16 protein-coding genes and 1 tRNA gene are annotated in these 16,372 nt (G+C 57.8%); 5 read left to right on the forward strand and 12 right to left on the reverse strand.

Annotated features, from left to right (window positions below):
- Window positions 1–312 precede the first annotated feature (312 nt).
- Window positions 313–480, forward strand: a complete 168-nt coding sequence (locus BN873_RS20470) for a hypothetical protein (protein ID WP_171820486.1) — start codon at window positions 313–315, stop codon at window positions 478–480.
- A 185-nt stretch (window positions 481–665) separates the two neighbouring features.
- Here BN873_RS20470 and ispD read toward each other — a convergent pair whose 3' ends face one another.
- From ispD to BN873_RS13980, 11 genes are all read right to left on the reverse strand, one after another.
- Entirely contained in the window at window positions 666–1,370 is a 705-nt protein-coding gene (gene ispD / locus BN873_RS13935; protein WP_048674817.1) for a 2-C-methyl-D-erythritol 4-phosphate cytidylyltransferase, read from the reverse strand.
- 38 nt (window positions 1,371–1,408) lie between these two features.
- Entirely contained in the window at window positions 1,409–1,879 is a 471-nt protein-coding gene (gene ftsB, locus BN873_RS19105) for a cell division protein FtsB (protein ID WP_071244260.1), read from the reverse strand.
- A 176-nt stretch (window positions 1,880–2,055) separates the two neighbouring features.
- Complete coding sequence (eno, locus tag BN873_RS13945; RefSeq protein ID WP_048674821.1) at window positions 2,056–3,345, reverse strand: phosphopyruvate hydratase; 1,290 nt, start codon at window positions 3,343–3,345, stop codon at window positions 2,056–2,058.
- Window positions 3,346–3,389: 44 nt separating this feature from the next.
- Window positions 3,390–4,226, reverse strand: coding sequence for a 3-deoxy-8-phosphooctulonate synthase (kdsA, locus tag BN873_RS13950; RefSeq protein ID WP_048674850.1), 837 nt, complete (start codon window positions 4,224–4,226; stop codon window positions 3,390–3,392).
- Complete coding sequence (locus tag BN873_RS13955; RefSeq protein WP_048674826.1) at window positions 4,226–5,878, reverse strand: CTP synthase; 1,653 nt, start codon at window positions 5,876–5,878, stop codon at window positions 4,226–4,228. The genes kdsA and BN873_RS13955 overlap by 1 nt, the downstream gene beginning before the upstream one ends.
- Before the next feature lie 86 nt (window positions 5,879–5,964).
- Window positions 5,965–6,132, reverse strand: a complete 168-nt coding sequence (locus BN873_RS20140; protein ID WP_139031730.1) for a PIN domain-containing protein — start codon at window positions 6,130–6,132, stop codon at window positions 5,965–5,967.
- Window positions 6,090–6,377: a hypothetical protein gene (locus BN873_RS13960; RefSeq protein WP_139031731.1), complete on the reverse strand. Its 288-nt coding sequence runs from the start codon at window positions 6,375–6,377 to the stop codon at window positions 6,090–6,092. The genes BN873_RS20140 and BN873_RS13960 overlap by 43 nt, the downstream gene beginning before the upstream one ends.
- 111 nt (window positions 6,378–6,488) lie before the next feature.
- Window positions 6,489–8,255, reverse strand: a complete 1,767-nt coding sequence (locus BN873_RS13965; protein WP_048674853.1) for an alpha-amylase family glycosyl hydrolase — start codon at window positions 8,253–8,255, stop codon at window positions 6,489–6,491.
- Window positions 8,256–8,527: 272 nt separating this feature from the next.
- On the reverse strand, window positions 8,528–9,901 hold the full coding sequence (tilS, locus tag BN873_RS13970; RefSeq protein ID WP_082161300.1) for a tRNA lysidine(34) synthetase TilS: 1,374 nt from the start codon (window positions 9,899–9,901) through the stop codon (window positions 8,528–8,530).
- 27 nt (window positions 9,902–9,928) lie between these two features.
- A complete protein-coding gene (locus tag BN873_RS13975) occupies window positions 9,929–10,918 on the reverse strand; it encodes an aldo/keto reductase (protein WP_048674832.1) in 990 nt (329 codons plus the stop codon).
- 1 nt (window position 10,919) lies between these two features.
- A complete protein-coding gene (locus BN873_RS13980; RefSeq protein ID WP_048674835.1) occupies window positions 10,920–11,771 on the reverse strand; it encodes a PfkB family carbohydrate kinase in 852 nt (283 codons plus the stop codon).
- Between the two features lie 106 nt (window positions 11,772–11,877).
- On the opposite strand from BN873_RS13980, the gene BN873_RS13985 reads away from it, so the two are divergent.
- Together BN873_RS13985 and BN873_RS13990 are read left to right on the forward strand one after the other, a co-directional pair.
- Complete coding sequence (locus BN873_RS13985; RefSeq protein ID WP_048674838.1) at window positions 11,878–12,543, forward strand: TetR/AcrR family transcriptional regulator; 666 nt, start codon at window positions 11,878–11,880, stop codon at window positions 12,541–12,543.
- Window positions 12,544–12,622: 79 nt separating this feature from the next.
- The gene (locus BN873_RS13990; protein WP_048674840.1) at window positions 12,623–13,060 is read left to right on the forward strand and encodes a DUF2852 domain-containing protein; all 438 of its coding nucleotides are present in this window, start codon (window positions 12,623–12,625) and stop codon (window positions 13,058–13,060) included.
- 92 nt (window positions 13,061–13,152) lie between these two features.
- Here BN873_RS13990 and BN873_RS13995 read toward each other — a convergent pair.
- Window positions 13,153–13,229 (reverse strand) — tRNA-Arg (locus BN873_RS13995).
- 346 nt (window positions 13,230–13,575) lie between these two features.
- Between BN873_RS13995 and BN873_RS14000 the strand changes: the two genes are divergently transcribed.
- Together BN873_RS14000 and BN873_RS14005 are read left to right on the forward strand one after the other, a co-directional pair.
- Complete coding sequence (locus BN873_RS14000) at window positions 13,576–14,256, forward strand: c-type cytochrome (protein WP_048674844.1); 681 nt, start codon at window positions 13,576–13,578, stop codon at window positions 14,254–14,256.
- A gap of 78 nt (window positions 14,257–14,334) precedes the next feature.
- A partial coding sequence (locus BN873_RS14005) for an ABCB family ABC transporter ATP-binding protein/permease (protein WP_071244263.1) occupies window positions 14,335–16,372 on the forward strand: 2,038 nt, incomplete at its 3' end.

Genomic DNA, 16,372 nt, shown 5'->3' on the forward strand with positions numbered 1-16,372 from the left:
TATTGAGCAAGCCGCCAAAAAATGGACCATGCCCATCAAAGACTGGAAACAGGCCCTCAATCGCTTCGCCATTCAATTCGAGGGCCGCTTGCCACTCTGATTCAATAAAGCAAAATCGCAAAAGCAAAATCGCATTTACACAAAAAAATTGACAGACTCCTGGCTGCAACACCTCGCCGAGCAGAGCGAACCGCCCGCCGCCACCCGTGCCCGGCTGGCGGCGATTCACGGCTATTTCGACCGCCACCGCGACCGCATCCACTACGAGAGGCCTGCCGCCATGTGGTCAAGGACCGGATGGAACGGGCCGGGATGCACTGGACGCTCCCCGGCGCCCAAGCCCTGTTGAATCTGCGCTGCGTGGCGCTCAACGACGAGTGGGAGCCGTTCATGAACCATCACATCCAAAGCGAAACGGTGCGTCTCTACGCCAACCTCCCCTTTAAACCTAAGTCTGCTCCTCTGCACCTGGTCGCCTGAGCGGGGACGTGCTCGACTGGTTACGCCCTACTCTATAGGCAAATGATGCGATTATTTCATAAATATATCAATATCTTAATATTGGGATAGGCTCTAAATCTGTTGGTCGTGTGTTCGAATCGCACACGGCCCACCAAATAAAACCCATGTGGCAAGCCGCATGGGCTTTTTGCTTGAATCAGAGCTTATCGATGGCTCAAAAAAAACGCGGCCAAAGCTAAGTCTTCCGGCCGCGTGATCTTGATGTTATCCGCTCGCCCTTCGACGAGCCGGGGAGAAAAACCGGCTGCTTCCATGGCAGCCGCTTCGTCGGTTACCAATAACCCGCGCGCCAGAGCGGCGCGTAAGGCATGATGCAAATCCCCTAAACGAAACATCTGCGGGGTTAGCGCATGCCAAAGCTGCGAGCGATCCACGGTGACGCCAATACGGCCGCTAGAATCCGCTTGTTTTAAGGTATCGCGTACCGGAGTCGCTAACAGGCCGCCGACAGGATCATCAGCCAACTGAGCGAATAACCGGTCGAGGTCTGCTGCTGTCAGGCAGGGGCGAGCAGCATCGTGTACCAAGACCCAATCGGTCGATTCGGCTTGTGCTTGCAGCACCTCCAAGCCGTTGAGCACCGAATGGCAGCGCTCCGTTCCACCGGGCGCCCGCCATAAAGGTTTGGCGGTATCCAAGCTTGCCGCTATATCAGGCCACCAGCAATCTTTGCTATCTACGACAACGACAGCGCCTTCGATGCGCGGATGCTGAAGCAGAGCTGCCAGCGTATGCGCGATAACCGGTCGATCAAGCAGCGTTAAATATTGTTTGGGGATGGTCGAACCCAATCGCTTGCCGGTGCCGGCCGCAGGCACGATGGCCCAGTAACGCACACTGTTTATCATCGAGTTGTTCGGTATGGGAATCGGACGGTATCTGCCGGTTAAGGGCGTGCAGTTGGATCTGACGGGATCGGATCGAGAATAGGCGGATTATCGGTGGCGTCGGGTTGGTCAGGTGAGGCCGGATTCTTGGGGGGAGTCGGTGCAAGGGGTTGAGGAACGGGTCGTGTGGCCGCTGGTGGCGCTAAGCTTGGCGTGCCGGTAGAGGAGGAGCCTTTGGACACTCTCGCCTTTGTGGTAGGTGGTTCCAGCAGCCGATAGAAGGTTTCATCCTGACGGATCATCCCCATCTCAGACCGTGCCCGCTCTTCAATCGCGGTCAGCCCGGTCTTTAAGTCCTTGATATCCGCTTCCAAGGCACGATTGCGCTCGTTTAGGATCGCATTTTCGTCGGTCTGGGCTTGGACGGAGATACGCAACGTATACGTTTGCCGAACACTGTCCGCATCGATCCACAAGAGGTATTGGCACAGCACCAATAAAGCGATCAGGATCGCTACGAGAATCTGCATAACTTCGCTGGTCTAAAAATTTGGTCTGAACAGGGGAGCGCTGTGACCACCGGGTAGGACCGACGCCCCCAGGTTCTTGCCGCAACATGCGACGTGAAGGGCTGGGGGCGCGGGATAGGCGGGTTTCAGCTTGCCGTGATCGCAAGCGCCGGATAAACCCGACTTAAACTTTCACGTCAGCCCGGAAAAACGTTGAACGCTTTCTTGCCGGGATAGACGGCGGCGGAACCCAGTTCGCCTTCGATCACCAACAGGCGGTTGTACTTGGCGATGCGATCCGAACGGCTGAGCGAGCCGGTCTTGATCTGACTGGCAGCGGTGGCGACGGCCAAATCGGCAATCGTGGTGTCCTCGGTTTCGCCGGAACGATGTGAAGAAATCGAGGTGTAACCGGCATCAGCGGCCATCTTGATCGCGGCCAGGGTCTCGGTCAGGGTGCCGATCTGGTTGACCTTGATCAGGATCGAGTTAGCGATGCCCTGGTCAATGCCGCGCTTGAGAATCGAGGTGTTGGTGACAAACAGATCGTCGCCGACCAACTGGATTTTCTTGCCCAGCACCTGGGTCAAATAGGCCCAACCGTCCCAGTCGCTCTCGTCCAGACCGTCTTCGATGGAGACGATGGGATAACGGCTAACCCAATCGGCCAGCTTGTCGGCCATTTCGTTGGAGGTGAAGGATTTGCCTTCGGCTTCCAGCGTGTATTTGCCATTCTTGTAGAATTCAGAACTGGCGCAATCCAGGGCGATGTAAATATCTTTGCCCGGCGTGTAACCGGCGTTCTTGATGGCTTCCATGACCACTTCCAGCGCCGCCTCGTTGGAGGATAGATTCGGCGCAAAGCCGCCTTCGTCGCCCACGGCGGTGTTCATGCCCTGCTTCTTCAGCACGGCTTTCAGGGCGTGGAACACTTCCGCACCCCAGCGCAGGGCTTCGTGGAAGCTGGGCGCACCGACCGGCATGATCATGAATTCCTGCATGTCCACGCTGTTATCGGCATGGGCACCGCCGTTCAAGATATTCATCATCGGCACCGGCAGATGATACGGGCCGGTGGGGTTCAGATACTTGTACAGCGGAACTTTCTTCTCGGCAGCGGCGGCGTGTGCGGTGGCCATCGACACACCCAGCAGCGCGTTGGCGCCCAGGCGGCTCTTGGTGGGAGTGCCGTCCAGATCGATCATCTTCTGGTCGATAGCGGCCTGATTGTCCACTGCTTCCATGCCCACTACCGCCTTTTTCAACTCGCTGTTGATATTGCCGACGGCTTTCAAAACGCCCTTACCCAGATAGCGGCTCTTGTCGCCATCGCGCAATTCCAGCGCCTCGCGGCTGCCGGTGGAAGCCCCGGACGGCACGCCCGCCGTACCCTTGGCGCCGGATTCGAGAATCACATCGACGCCGACCGTCGGGTTGCCCCGCGAATCCATGATTTCACGGCCGATGATTTCTTTGATTTTTGACATTCTGACAACTCCTCTGGGTGTTGTGCTCGTGGGGGATAAAACGCTTATTCTAATCCGGTTTCGAGAAAACCGCGCTGTTTGATCGTCTCATCAAGTGCTTTCAGCGTGGCCAGCAACGCTTCCAGCCGGGCCAGTGGCCAGGCGTTAGGGCCATCGCTTAAGGCTTGGTCGGGATCGGGATGAGTTTCCATAAACAACCCGGCAATGCCCGCCGCCACCGCCGCCCGCGCCAGCACCGGCACGAATTCGCGCTGACCGCCGGAGGCATTCCCTTGACCGCCGGGCAATTGCACCGAATGGGTGGCGTCGAATACCACCGGGCAGCCGGTGGCGCGCATCACCATCAACGCACGCATGTCGGAGACCAGGTTATTGTAACCAAAGGACACGCCGCGTTCGCAGACCATGATCTGGTCGTTGCCCGTTGCCCGCGCTTTGGCGACGACATTGCCCATGTCCCAGGGGGCAAGGAACTGGCCTTTTTTGATATTGACTGGTCGGTTCTGGCGGGCGACATTCTGGATAAAATCGGTTTGACGGCACAGAAACGCCGGGGTTTGCAGCACATCGACCACCGCAGCGACTTCTTGCAAGGGCGTGTATTCATGCACATCGGTCAGCACCGGTACGCCGATTTCGCGCTTGACCGTTTCCAGAATCTTCAGACCTGCTTCCAGGCCGGGGCCGCGAAAGCTCTGGCCCGACGAGCGGTTGGCCTTGTCGAAGGAAGATTTGTAGATAAACGGAATGCCCAGCCGTCCGGTGATTTCTTGCAGTTGACCGGCGGTATCGAGCGCCAATTGTTCGGATTCGATCACGCAGGGGCCAGCGATCAGAAATAGCGGTCGATCCAAACCCACCTCAAAGCCGCAGAGCTGCATCATGTCGCGTCCGCATCCCCATGCCGTTCGCGGCGCTGGCGGAGCGCGGCCTCGGCAAAGCCTTGAAATAGCGGATGACCGGCCCGTGGGGTAGAGGTGAATTCGGGATGAAACTGGCAACCCAAAAACCAGGGATGGCCCGGTAATTCGACCATTTCCACCAATCGCCCGTCCAGCGAATGGCCGGAGCAGATCAGCCCGGCGGCGCGCAACGGTTCGCGGTAGCGGTTGTTAAATTCGTAACGATGGCGGTGGCGCTCGGTCACCACATCCTGGCCGTAGGTCGCCCGCGCCAGACTGTCGGGAACCAGCCAGCAGGATTGCGCACCCAGGCGCATGGTGCCACCGAGATCATTGCCTTCCTGACGGCGTTGCAACGCCCCCTCCTCATCGGTCCATTCAGTCACCAGGGCGATCACCGGGTGCGGTGTCTCCTGGCGAAATTCGGTGCTATGCGCATCGCTTAGGCCAGCGACATGGCGGGCAAACTCGATCACCGCCACCTGCATCCCCAAGCAGATGCCCAGATAGGGAATCCGTTGTTCGCGTGCATAGCGCACCGCCGCGATCTTGCCTTCAATGCCACGTTTGCCGAATCCGCCCGGCACCAGGATGGCATCCATCCTCTCCAGACAAGCTGTACCGTGCGCTTCGATTTGTTCGGAGTCCATGTAATGGATATTGACTTTGGTACGGGTGTGGATACCGCTGTGCAGCAGGGCTTCATTCAGTGATTTATAGGCGTCGGTCAGATCGACATATTTGCCGACCATAGCGATGTCGATTTCGTGCAGCGGCGATTCGATGGCTTGTACCACCCGTTCCCAGTCGGCCAGATCGGCGGGCGGCAAGTTTTCCAAATGCAGCTTGCGGGCGACGGTCTCGTCCACGCCTTGAGCGTGCAGCAAGAGCGGAATCCGGTAAATGGTATCGGCATCAGGCACGCTAAGGACGGCCTTGGCTTCGACATTGGTAAACAGCGCAATTTTGCGCCGCTCCTCAACCGGTACTTCCCGATCCGAGCGGCACAACAGAATATCCGGCTGAATACCGATAGAGCGTAATTCTTTAACCGAGTGCTGGGTCGGCTTGGTCTTCAGTTCGCCGGACGATTTGATGTACGGCACCAGAGTCAGATGGATAAACAGGCACAACTCCCGGCCCAGTTCCACGCCCATCTGGCGGATCGCTTCCAGAAAAGGTTGGGATTCGATGTCGCCGACGGTGCCGCCGATTTCGACCAGCGCGATGTCGGCTGTTCCCGCCCCATCACTAATGGAGCGTTTGATCTCGTCGGTAATGTGCGGGATGACTTGCACGGTGCCGCCGAGATAATCCCCACGTCGCTCTTTACGGATGACTTCTTCGTAGATGCGCCCAGTCGTGAAGTTGTTACGGCGGGTGGCGGTCATCGCCACGAAGCGCTCGTAGTAGCCCAGATCAAGGTCGGTTTCCGCGCCATCGCTGGTGACGAAGACTTCACCATGCTGGAACGGACTCATGGTGCCGGGATCGACGTTGATGTAAGGGTCCAGCTTAATCAGGGTGACCTTGAGTCCCCGCGCTTCCAACACGGCTGCTAGTGATGCGGCGGCGATGCCTTTGCCGAGGGAGGACACCACACCGCCAGTAATAAAGATGAATCGGGTCATGCGGGGAAGGGGGGTAGCCAAAAGACGCTACAAGATACCAGACCCAGCCATCAATGGCGACACGCCCGCGAGGTTTTCGGAACTGCTCACCGTCGGAGGTGACCCAGGGGATTTTCCCAGCGCAAGCCTTTAAAGCGCATGAAGTCGTTGTCGCAGGAGATGAGGACAGCGCCGTGGCTGATCGCCAGCGCGGCCAGATGCGTGTCGGTCGTCAGGTTGCCCGCTGTACCCGCTTCTTCCAGTAGCGAACGCAATGAGTGATTTCCTCATCCTCAAGCGCTGCGGCAAGATCAAGCGCCTTGTTCAGGCAAAGCTTGGGAGCACCCATCGAATGGGGTCGTTCCTGAAATAACGGCTTGTTAGCAGCGGGAGCTTTGGCGGCTTGAAGACCGGCGCACAATGTCTGATTGACAAGATGGGTCAAGGAACTCTTTTGGCGGCGTGCCTGTTCCTTGAGGGTCATCAACAATTCATCGTCGATTTGGATTGTGATGCGCATAATTGGCATCATAGCATCATCAATAGTTTGCTCCGAAGCAATGAGCGCAAAACGGCGACCCGCAGGTCGCCGTTTTCGTTATTGGGCATTGCTCGACAAATAGGCAGATTCTCAAGGCTCCTGCGAGAAAATCAGCACACTGTAGGGGCCAATCGAGACTTCAGCACTGGCGGGCAGGTTATCGTAATCATCCGGCCCAGCCACCACATCGCCTTCAGACGTTCCCGTAAAGAGTGTGCTGTAACCCTGCCAGTCAGAATTGAGCCGCAGTTTCCACTCGCCTTCAGCGGGAAAGCCCACCCGGTAATTCTCGCGCCGCTCGGCCGAGAAATTGGCGACTACCACCACATCATCGCCCGACCCGCCGACATCCCAGCGACGAAACGCGATCATGTTATAGGGATCGTTGCAATGGGTGACATGCACATGCTGCCCACACAAGCCGCGCGTCTTGCCGGGCCGATTGAGCCGCAGATGGATCAAATCGCGGTACAACCGCACGATCCCGCGAAAATCGCCAGAGTTGTGCCAATCGACCGGCACCGTGTCGCGGAACCATTCACCCTCCAGAAATTCCTGACCCTGGAACAGCATGGGGATACCCGCCGCCGTGAACACCATCGCCGCCGCCAGGGTTGAGCGTTTCTGGGCATAAAAACCCTTGCTATCGCCACCATCGATTTCCTGCGGCACCCGCGCCTTGCCGTTGGCGACCTCATCGTGCGATTCGCTGTAAATGATCCGTTCAAACGAGTCGATGTTGTAGCGGAACTGGATGGCCGTTGCGACGGCTGCCATTGAGCGCCATTCATCGGAAGCAACAATCACCGCCTCCCGGATCGGGTGAACAAAACTCGAACTCCACTGGGCGCTGAAGCCCGCGCCACCCTCGTGTTCTTCCTTGGTCACATAAGCATCTTGCTGCAAATCCTCCGCGATGGTGATTCGGCCAGGGAATTTTTCAGCGATCTCGCGGTTGATCCACTGCAATAAGCTCCAGCCTTCCTGGATCGGCGCGGCTCCCGATCCATGCTTGTGGATATAAACCGTCATATCCATACGCAGGCCATCAACATGATAATCTTCCAGCCACATCAAGGCGTTATCACGGATAAACTGACGGACTTCTCCACGCCCGTAATCGGGCCGGGTGGCACCCCAAGGGGTATGGCGACGGTCGTCTTGAAAGAAATAAATACCGCCGCCGTCGTTCTCACTCCAGCCGTCAAACCGCCACAGATCGAGATCAGACGGGCCGAAGTGGTTGTACACCACATCCAGAATCACCGCGAAGCCATTTTGATGGGCTTGCTTGACGAATTCCTTAAACGCCTTCGGCCCACCATAGGCCGTTTCCACTGCGAAGATGTGCGCGGGGTTGTAGCCCCATGAATGATCACCCGCGAACTCAGCGACGGGCATCAACTGCAAGGCGTTGACCCCCAACTTCTTCAGGTGGCCGAATTGCTTGGTGATGTCATGAAACCCGGCTGGCAAATTGTTCTCTGGGTCAGGATCATAAAAAGTGCCGACATGCATTTCATAGATGACCAACTCGTTCCAGGGCGGACACTGGAATTGATCATCGCCCCAGTCGAAGTGGGGCTGATGCACCACCCCATTGCCGACGGAATTGGTGACTTCGCGGGCATAGGGATCAATGCGGGATAACTCGCCCCAGGGGGTGTTCAAAAAATAACGGTATTCATCACCGATCTTGGCCTCGGCCACATCGCCATACCAGTAACCGTTGCCTTCAGAGGTCAAGGGATGAGCGGCTTGATCCCAATTATTGAAGCTGCCACAGACTGCGACCGTTGAAGCGTTGGGCGCCCAGACCCGGAAGGCTACCCCGTTCTCATGTGGGATAGCACCCATGCCGGGATGGACGGTCGTTGCAGTATCCGGTGTGGATTGCTGAGTCTTCGCGGGGGCGCGGGCCTGCTTCGGTTTGGCGTCCGTAGCTGCCTTATCTTTCTTGCTCTGAGCCATGAGAACCTCTTCATTCTATTAGGGGATACAGTGATCCGTAGCGTCAGCGTAGGAGGCTGATTAGTACCAGCCTTTTAGGGTATTTTCATGATCAAAGTACCTCACATTGAAGTGCTGTAAGTCACTATCTAAAGGTGCTGTAAGTCACTGATCAAAAGCTAATACGACGGTTGCACTAAAACGGGTTCCCAGCCTTTCTCGCCTACCCCAGCCAGATAAGCATCGGCAATGCCTAAACCGACCACCGCCAGCAACTCCTGATGGTTATACAAAAGCGGTAAGCGGTCTCGTTGCCAGGGTGGAATCTGCGCTTCCTGCAATAATTTCTTTAATTCCTGACTGTGACGGCGGCCTGCCGGGCGAAAGCGCTCACCGCCTGCCCGAAACCGGACGGTCAGTGCAAAATCGCCGAGCGCCTCGGCACGCAGGCCGCTGCCCACTCGCTCTTGCAACCAAAGCTGACCAATGCCGGGTAAATCCAGCGGCTGCCAGCCGTTCGCTTCCGGTCGCCAGAGCAAGGTGCAGCCTGGGCCAACGGGCAGGAGCGGCGGCATGGCATACAGGGTTTGCCGATAGCGCCGCGCTTCGCCACCAGGCCAGCGAACGCAGGGACAGCGGTCAGCACCAGCATTGAGAATATCGTGGAGCAGGTGGCGGAGTTGTCGGCTATCCAGCACCGGTAAACCGAGCTGACGCAACCAATAGCGCACCACATTGCGTTGGCGAAGATCGCTTAATTCGGCTAGACGGAGAAGGCACAGCGCATCGGGGCGTTCGGTTGCAACTCGCTCTAGATCAGCTACCGCTGTGCTATCCAGCCAGTCAGCCGCTTCAGCGCACCATTGCGCCGAGCGGGAAAGATTAGGGCTGACCGCTGGCCAGCGTTGTTGCAGCAACGGCCAGATGCGGTGACGCAGATAATTGCGGTCGAAACCGGTATCCGCATTGCTACCATCATCAATCCACTGCAAGCGGTGCTGACGTGCATAGGCCAGTAACTCGGCACGACTAACCTCTAGCAAAGGTCGCAATAGCCAGCCTTGGCCTAATCGCGCGGCGAGCGGCATCGCTGCCAAGCCGTGTGGTCCCGCACCCCGCAATAATTGCAGCAATAAGGTTTCGGCCTGGTCGTCGCAATGATGAGCGGTCAGTAATGCGGTTTCGGCATCAATCTCAGCGGTGAAAGCCGCATAGCGGGCGCGGCGGGCGGCGGCTTCAGGGCTTTCACCCGGGCTAGCCTGAGCGTCGATCTTGAGGATGTGAAACGCTACACCCAGTTCCCGACTGACTCTGGCGCAATGCTCACCCCACGCGGCCGAGGTGGCTTGCAGCCCGTGATCGACATACACCGCTCGTAAGGTTCGCCCAAGCGTTAGCTCCAGCGCGCTGGCCAGCAGATGGAGCAGGGCATGGGAATCCATCCCACCGCTATAAGCCACAGTCAATTGGCGAATAGCGGGGTGGATCGCTAGGAATTCTCGGAGGTGTCGGCCCACCACGCCGATGGGCGAGCGCCACGCGGAAAGGTTCATAGCCGCGCTCGGTCTGTCGAGAGAGGCTTAGCCGTTGACCAACCGCATCATCTCCTCGGGATAGCGCGAACCGGCCGCCGCCGTCAGCGGGAAAACCGCGTCGATCTCGGCCAATTCCGCCGCCGTGAACGCTACATCGGCCGCTGCCACATTTTCTTCTAGATAGCGCCGCCGCTTGGTCCCCGGAATCGGCACGATATCGTCGCCCTGCGCCAACACCCACGCCAGTGCGAGCTGCGAGGGGCGACAACCTTTACGGTCGGCCAACTGGCGGATTTTTTCGACTAATGCCAAATTCTTTGTGAAATTCTCACCTTGAAATCGGGGGCTAAGGCGGCGGTAATCGTCCTCGGCAAAATCATCGGGTTTTTGAATGGCGCCTGTCAGAAAACCACGCCCCAGGGGACTATAGGCAACAAAACCTACCCCCAACCGCCGACAGGCCGCCAGCACATCGGTTTCCGGTTCACGGCTCCACAACGAATATTCACTTTGTACGGCAGTGATCGGATGCACCGCGCACGCGCGTTCCAGCGTGTTGGCTGATGCTTCCGACAGCCCCAAATATCGGACCTTACCGGCTTGGACCAGGGCGGCCATTGCCCCGACGGTTTCTTCAATGGGGGTGGCCGGATCGACCCGATGTTGGTAATACAAATCAATGGTATCGACCCCCAACCGCTGCAAACTGGTTTCACAACACGCACGAACATACTCCGGCCGACCATTGATGCCGCGCCGGGTTGGATCATTGGGGTCACGCACGATGCCGAATTTAGTGGCCAAGAACGCTCGATCCCGTTGGCCCTTGAGTGCTCGGCTGACCAACTCCTCATTCGTAAACGGCCCATAGATATCGGCGGTATCGAGCAGGGTAACGCCTAAGTCGAGCGCACGGTGAATAGTGGCGATGGATTCCACATCATCGCGACCGCTGTAGAAATCACTCATCCCCATGCAGCCTAAGCCCATGGCGGAGACGATGGGGCCTTCACGGCCAAGACGGCGAGTTTGCATCTCAAATCTCCTGCAATAAACGGTGAACGGCCGCTGCCGGCAAGCCGGAGGTTGGCCACAACGTTGCCTCGGTGCCGAAGCGCACTGCAAGGGTCAGCGCCTCCGCCATCGGCCGATGTTCCAGCAGAGCATGAATCAGCCCGGCGGCAAAAGCATCCCCTGCGCCGGTGGTATCAATGGGCCGAACGCGCTGCGCGGGTGTCGCCAGTGCTTCGGTCGTGCCATAAGCATGTGCGCCTGCCCCACCGGCCGTCAGTACCGTCCAGCGCGCCAAGCCGTTGGAGACGGTTTTGCCCAAAACAGCCCGTGATTTGCCCTGATCGGCAGTCAGATCAGAGAGCGAGGCGACCACCACATGCGCCGGACGCATACCCGGCTCGATGGGCGGCGCGTGTGCAATAATCAGACTGTCGTTCGCCTTCGCCGCCAAGAGCGGCGCCAGATCAAGCCGACGGCTACGCACATAGACCACATCCGCTGGCAAATCCAACAGCCGTTGCGGTGGCGCCGCTTCCTCGCAGCGGGCGACGTTGATCACTGTGCGCTCACCAAGCGGATCGACCAAGATATAAGAACGGGTGGTCGGTTGATCCAAGTGCGCGAGCGCGGTCGTTATCACACTGGCAGCGGCAAGCTCAGCCAGCAATGCCTCACCAACCGCATCACGGCCAATTGCCGCCAGCAAAGTGACCTGGTGACCCGCCGCCGCCAAGGCCACCGCCGTATTGGCGCCGCCACCACCGAGTCGGGTGTGGGTTGGAACGCCATTCAGATGCCCACCAGCCCGCAACGGTTCAGTGAGATGAATCACGTCATCGCGTGCCACCGAACCGATTACCACGATCCGAGCCAATTCGCTCTCTCCTGCCTCATCTTAACCGGCTGGATTCGACCGGTTGCTGCGTGAACTTGCTAGAATTCCAGCGACGAACCGCCATACCGCTCGCAATAAACTTCTCATGATCTGGTACAAAGATAGCTCTGGCACCGGCCGTGATCGCTACCATCACGGCAATTTGCGCGAAGCACTGATCGCGGCGGCGCTGGATTTGATTGCCGAACGCGGCCCGGCTGGTTTTACCTTCGCCGAAGTTGCCCGCTTGGTTGGAGTCAGTCCAGCCGCCCCTTACCGGCATTTTCGCGACCGCAACGCCTTGTTGGTGGAGATGGCTACCCGTGGCTTTCAACAGTTCGAGGCGGAACTGGTGCGCGCTTGGGACGATGGCCGGCCGGAACCGCTGCGCGCCCTGGTCAATTGTGGGCGTGCTTATCTAGTTTTTGCCCGCCAACAACCCGCCTATTACTCAGCAATGTTCGCAGCCTGCCCGCAGCCAGAGACCGAGAGCGAGTTAGCTCGAACCAGCGAGGGCGCACTTGCCTTGTTGCGGCTAGCGGCTGAAGCACTGTGCGCCAATCAAGCCAAAAACCAGCGCCCTCCTTCGCGGATGGTGGCTCTCCATATCTGGTCCTTATGCCATGGCGTCGCTTCACTTTTTTTAAATTCCGGTGAAGGGTTGCCGCAACCTCTGTCGATGACGCCTGAAGATTTGTTGGAAGCCGGTATTTTGCTCTACACGCGGGGCCTCGGCTTTGGCGGTGGCGAGCCTATTCCACCCAAACTTTAAAATCGATAGTTTGTTGACGCCCAGTGTTTATAGGCTTAACATTGTTAATGTGATTAACATTAACTTGGAGGAGGAGACCATGATTCTTGCGGCGAAACCCGATTGTTTTACCGAGAAACCTCATGGAACGGGTAAAGGGCTTTGGATTGGCCTGATCCTTCTGGGTTTTATGATTTGGTGGCCCTTCGGGCTGGCGTTTTTGGCCTATCTATTTTGGAGCGGAAAAATGAAGTGCTCTTCTTCCCATCCTTCCGATCATGGGCGGTCTCATGGTTTTCGGGCGTTTTTCCATATCATGGGCAACGGCTGTTGCGCTGGGCGTCATACCAATTCCACCGGTAATTCCGCCTTCGATGACTATCGCAAGGAGACGTTGCATCGACTGGAGGAAGATCAACGCGAATTTATGGAGTTTCTTGAACGGCTACGCCGCGCGCGTGATCGGGCTGAGTTCGATCAGTTCATGGCCGAGCGGAGCAGTCGTGACAATGCCAGTGGGCAGCCAGCGAGCAATTAACGCGCAGAGCCGATCAGGTTGAAGTGTTCTGATGCTAACCCTCGCCCGTCAACGGGTGAGGGTTTTTGCGTTTTGCTGTGATAAGCGAGGATTGGCGCGCCCGGCGAGACTTGAACTCACGACCTTCGGCTCCGGAGGCCGACGCTCTATCCAACTGAGCTACGGGCGCTTTAGGAAAGATTGATTAAGATACCTGGATTATGCTGGCACGTCCAGTCTTTGGCAGCCGCCTTGCTGGACGAAACCAAGCGGCTGTTACACCTCCGGCAATATGCCCCAACGCTGGGATATCGGTTTTCAGGTCAGGCCAAATACCGTTATAATTACTGCGTTTAAGCCGTATTCAAGCGACAATATAAAAAACAATCCCTAATCCCCGCCGACGGCCCGCCCGCGAACGCTCCGAGAGAGAGTATGCGCGTGATCCGATAAACCGCTGCGACGCACCGGAGATGCGCGGGTTGCAAATGTTTCCAATGAGGTGAAATGTGAGCCAGCAAGCCGATTCATCCGTAATGACCACGTCCGTTACCCTGATCTCCGGATTGGTGCTCTTGGCGGTCGTGCTGTTTATGGCCGCCGCCCTCATTAGTGTCGTCGGACACGTCGCCCCAGACGATAACTCCCGACGGCAAGCTGCCGCACTCGAACGCATCAAGCCAGTGGCACGGGTTTCTTTCGAGCAACCCAAGCCCGCTGTGGCAGTAAAGCTGTCCGGTGCTGAGGTTTACAATAAGGTTTGCGCCGCCTGCCATACCGCCGGTACGTTAGGTGCGCCCAAGGTCGGTGACAAGGCTCAGTGGGAAACCCGTTTGGCGCAAGGTTTAGATACCTTAGTGACGCACTCGGTCAGTGGCCTTCGTGCCATGCCTGCCAAGGGTGGCGATCCCTCGCTGACTGAGGCAAATCTAAAAGATGCTATCGGCTATATGCTGGATCAAACCGGTATTAAGACCGAAGCATCTGCTACCGCGCCGGCTCCGGCTCCCGCAGCGGCGGCTCCGGCTCCGGCCCCAACCGTGACTGCTGCACCGGCCAAGCCAGCGGCTGCGGTGGCAGCACCGCCAGCCCAGCCAGCGGTGACTGCTGCACCAGCCAAGACAGCCACTGCACCGGTGATCCCGCCGCCGCCGATCCAGGTGCCCAAGGCGACCCCGCCGGCTTTCATTCAGGGTGCGCCGGTGCCAGCCAAATAAGTTGCTGTACTCGGCAGCGTCGCAGTATCAGGGCCATCCTCACGGGATGGCCTTTCGTTTTTGAGGCCACCGAAATTTATGCGTCCCGATCTTCGCCCCACTGAATTACCTTTAGCTAGCTCGCGACGCCGTGACTGGGCCAACCTGCGCGCCCTGTTGCCCTATCTGTGGGAATATCGCGGCCGGGTAGCACTCGCGCTCGGTGCGCTGATTGCGGCCAAGGTCGCCAACATTGGGGTACCACTCACCCTCAAGCAAATCGTGGATCGTCTCGATCCGCAGCATTCCGCGCTGATCATGCTGCCGGGTTCGCTATTGCTGGCTTACGGCGTGCTGAAACTGGGCAACGCCTTGTTCAGTGAGCTGCGCGATATGCTGTTTGCGCGCGTCCGTTACCGCGCAATGCGCCGTTTGACGCTGCGCACCCTGGCTCACTTGCACGAGCTATCGCTGCGTTTTCATCTGGAGCGCAAGACCGGGGCCATCAGCCGCGATTTAGAACGTGGGGCGCGTAGCTTAAGCACGCTGCTGAATTACATGGCATTCAGCATCTTGCCAGTGATCATGGAATTTCTCCTGGCGGCGATCCTGCTATTGGGTCGCTATCCGCCGGTGTTTACCTTGACCATCTTCGGCAGCGTCGCCGTTTATGTGGCGTTTACCTTGCTGATCACCAATTGGCGTATGGAACATCGCTTGCTGATGAACCGGCTGGAATCGCAAGCCGGTAATGAGGCGGTTGATAGCCTGATCAATTATGAAACGGTCAAGTATTTCGGCAATGAAGATTGGGAGTTGCGGCGCTGTGACGCCACGCTGACTGCGTGGGAAAACAGCGCCGTCCTAAGCCAGACTTCGATGTCGGCGCTCAATTTCGGCCAGGGTACGATCATTGCCGTCGGCGCCACGCTGATTATGTTTTTCGCCGCTACGCAAGTTGCCGACGGGCAGATGACGCTGGGCGATCTGGTGCTGGTCAATGCCCTGTTGCTGCAACTGTTCATTCCCTTAAACATGCTGGGCGTTGTCTATCGCCAGATCAAATATGCGCTGGCTGATATGGATGATTTGATCCGCCTGTTCGAGCAATCACCAGAAATTCGTGATACTGCCAACGCCGCCGAACTGGTGGTGACGCGCGGTGAGTTGCGCTTTGAAGCGGTGAATTTTGACTATCAGCCGGATCGGCAAATCCTGTTTGACGTGAGTTTTACCGTGCCGCCGGGCCATAAGCTGGCGGTGGTCGGCGCGAGCGGAGCCGGTAAGTCTACCTTGGCGCGCTTGCTGTTCCGGTTTTATGAGGTGACGGGCGGCCGGATTCTGATCGACGACCAGGATCTTCGCACCGTCACCCAGCAAAGCTTGCGAGCCGCTATCGGCATCGTCCCGCAGGATACGGTGTTGTTCAACGACACGCTGTATTACAACCTGGCCTATGCGCGCCCGGACGCCAGCCGCGCGGACATCGCTGAGGCTGTCCGCATGGCCCAGTTACACGACTTTATCGCTGCGCTGCCAGCCGGCTACGAAACGCTGGTCGGGGAGCGGGGCCTGAAACTCTCCGGCGGTGAGAAGCAGCGGGTGGCCATTGCGCGCGCGATCCTCAAGCGGCCACGCATTCTAATCTTCGACGAGGCGACTTCAGCCCTGGATAGCAACTCCGAGCAGGCGATCTTGCAAGCGTTGCGTGCGGTGGCCGTGGAACACACGACGCTGGTCATCGCCCACCGGCTATCCACGATTGTGGACGCCGATCAGATTCTGGTGCTTGATCATGGTCGGGTACGCGAGCAAGGTACGCATCGTGAGCTGCTGCAACAGGATGGCTTGTACGCGCAAATGTGGGCCTTGCAGCAGCAGGAGCGAGGTAATGCCCCAGAAATTTCTTCCATCAGAAGTCAAACTGAAGAGACTTTTGTGGAGGACAGGATGGGCAAGCAACGTCAAAGTTGGACGGTAATGCCCCAGAAATTTCTTCCATCAGAAGTCAAACTGAAGAGACTTTTGTTGGAGGACGTTATGGGCAAGCAACGTCAAAGTTGGACTGTTGAAGAAAAATTGGGGATCGTGTTAGCGGTGTTAAGCGAGCGCCAGAGCGTCGCGGAGGTCGCCCGTC

Origin of the sequence: Candidatus Competibacter denitrificans Run_A_D11, assembly GCF_001051235.1 — a bacterium.
Taxonomy (GTDB): domain Bacteria; phylum Pseudomonadota; class Gammaproteobacteria; order Competibacterales; family Competibacteraceae; genus Competibacter_A; species Competibacter_A denitrificans.

Coding starts and splice junctions, on each gene's coding strand:
- BN873_RS14000 (WP_048674844.1), top strand. CDS start 13,576: ATGACCACGTCCGTTACCCTGATCTCCGGATTGGTGCTCTTGGCGGTC.
- BN873_RS13975 (WP_048674832.1), bottom strand. CDS start 10,918: ATGCAAACTCGCCGTCTTGGCCGTGAAGGCCCCATCGTCTCCGCCATG.
- BN873_RS13985 (WP_048674838.1), top strand. CDS start 11,878: ATGATCTGGTACAAAGATAGCTCTGGCACCGGCCGTGATCGCTACCAT.
- BN873_RS13960 (WP_139031731.1), bottom strand. CDS start 6,377: ATGCGCATCACAATCCAAATCGACGATGAATTGTTGATGACCCTCAAG.
- tilS (WP_082161300.1), bottom strand. CDS start 9,901: ATGAACCTTTCCGCGTGGCGCTCGCCCATCGGCGTGGTGGGCCGACAC.
- BN873_RS13990 (WP_048674840.1), top strand. CDS start 12,623: ATGATTCTTGCGGCGAAACCCGATTGTTTTACCGAGAAACCTCATGGA.
- BN873_RS13955 (WP_048674826.1), bottom strand. CDS start 5,878: ATGACCCGATTCATCTTTATTACTGGCGGTGTGGTGTCCTCCCTCGGC.
- BN873_RS20470 (WP_171820486.1), top strand. CDS start 313: ATGCACTGGACGCTCCCCGGCGCCCAAGCCCTGTTGAATCTGCGCTGC.
- ispD (WP_048674817.1), bottom strand. CDS start 1,370: ATGATAAACAGTGTGCGTTACTGGGCCATCGTGCCTGCGGCCGGCACC.
- BN873_RS13965 (WP_048674853.1), bottom strand. CDS start 8,255: ATGGGTGCTATCCCACATGAGAACGGGGTAGCCTTCCGGGTCTGGGCG.
- kdsA (WP_048674850.1), bottom strand. CDS start 4,226: ATGCAGCTCTGCGGCTTTGAGGTGGGTTTGGATCGACCGCTATTTCTG.
- ftsB (WP_071244260.1), bottom strand. CDS start 1,879: ATGCAGATTCTCGTAGCGATCCTGATCGCTTTATTGGTGCTGTGCCAA.
- eno (WP_048674821.1), bottom strand. CDS start 3,345: ATGTCAAAAATCAAAGAAATCATCGGCCGTGAAATCATGGATTCGCGG.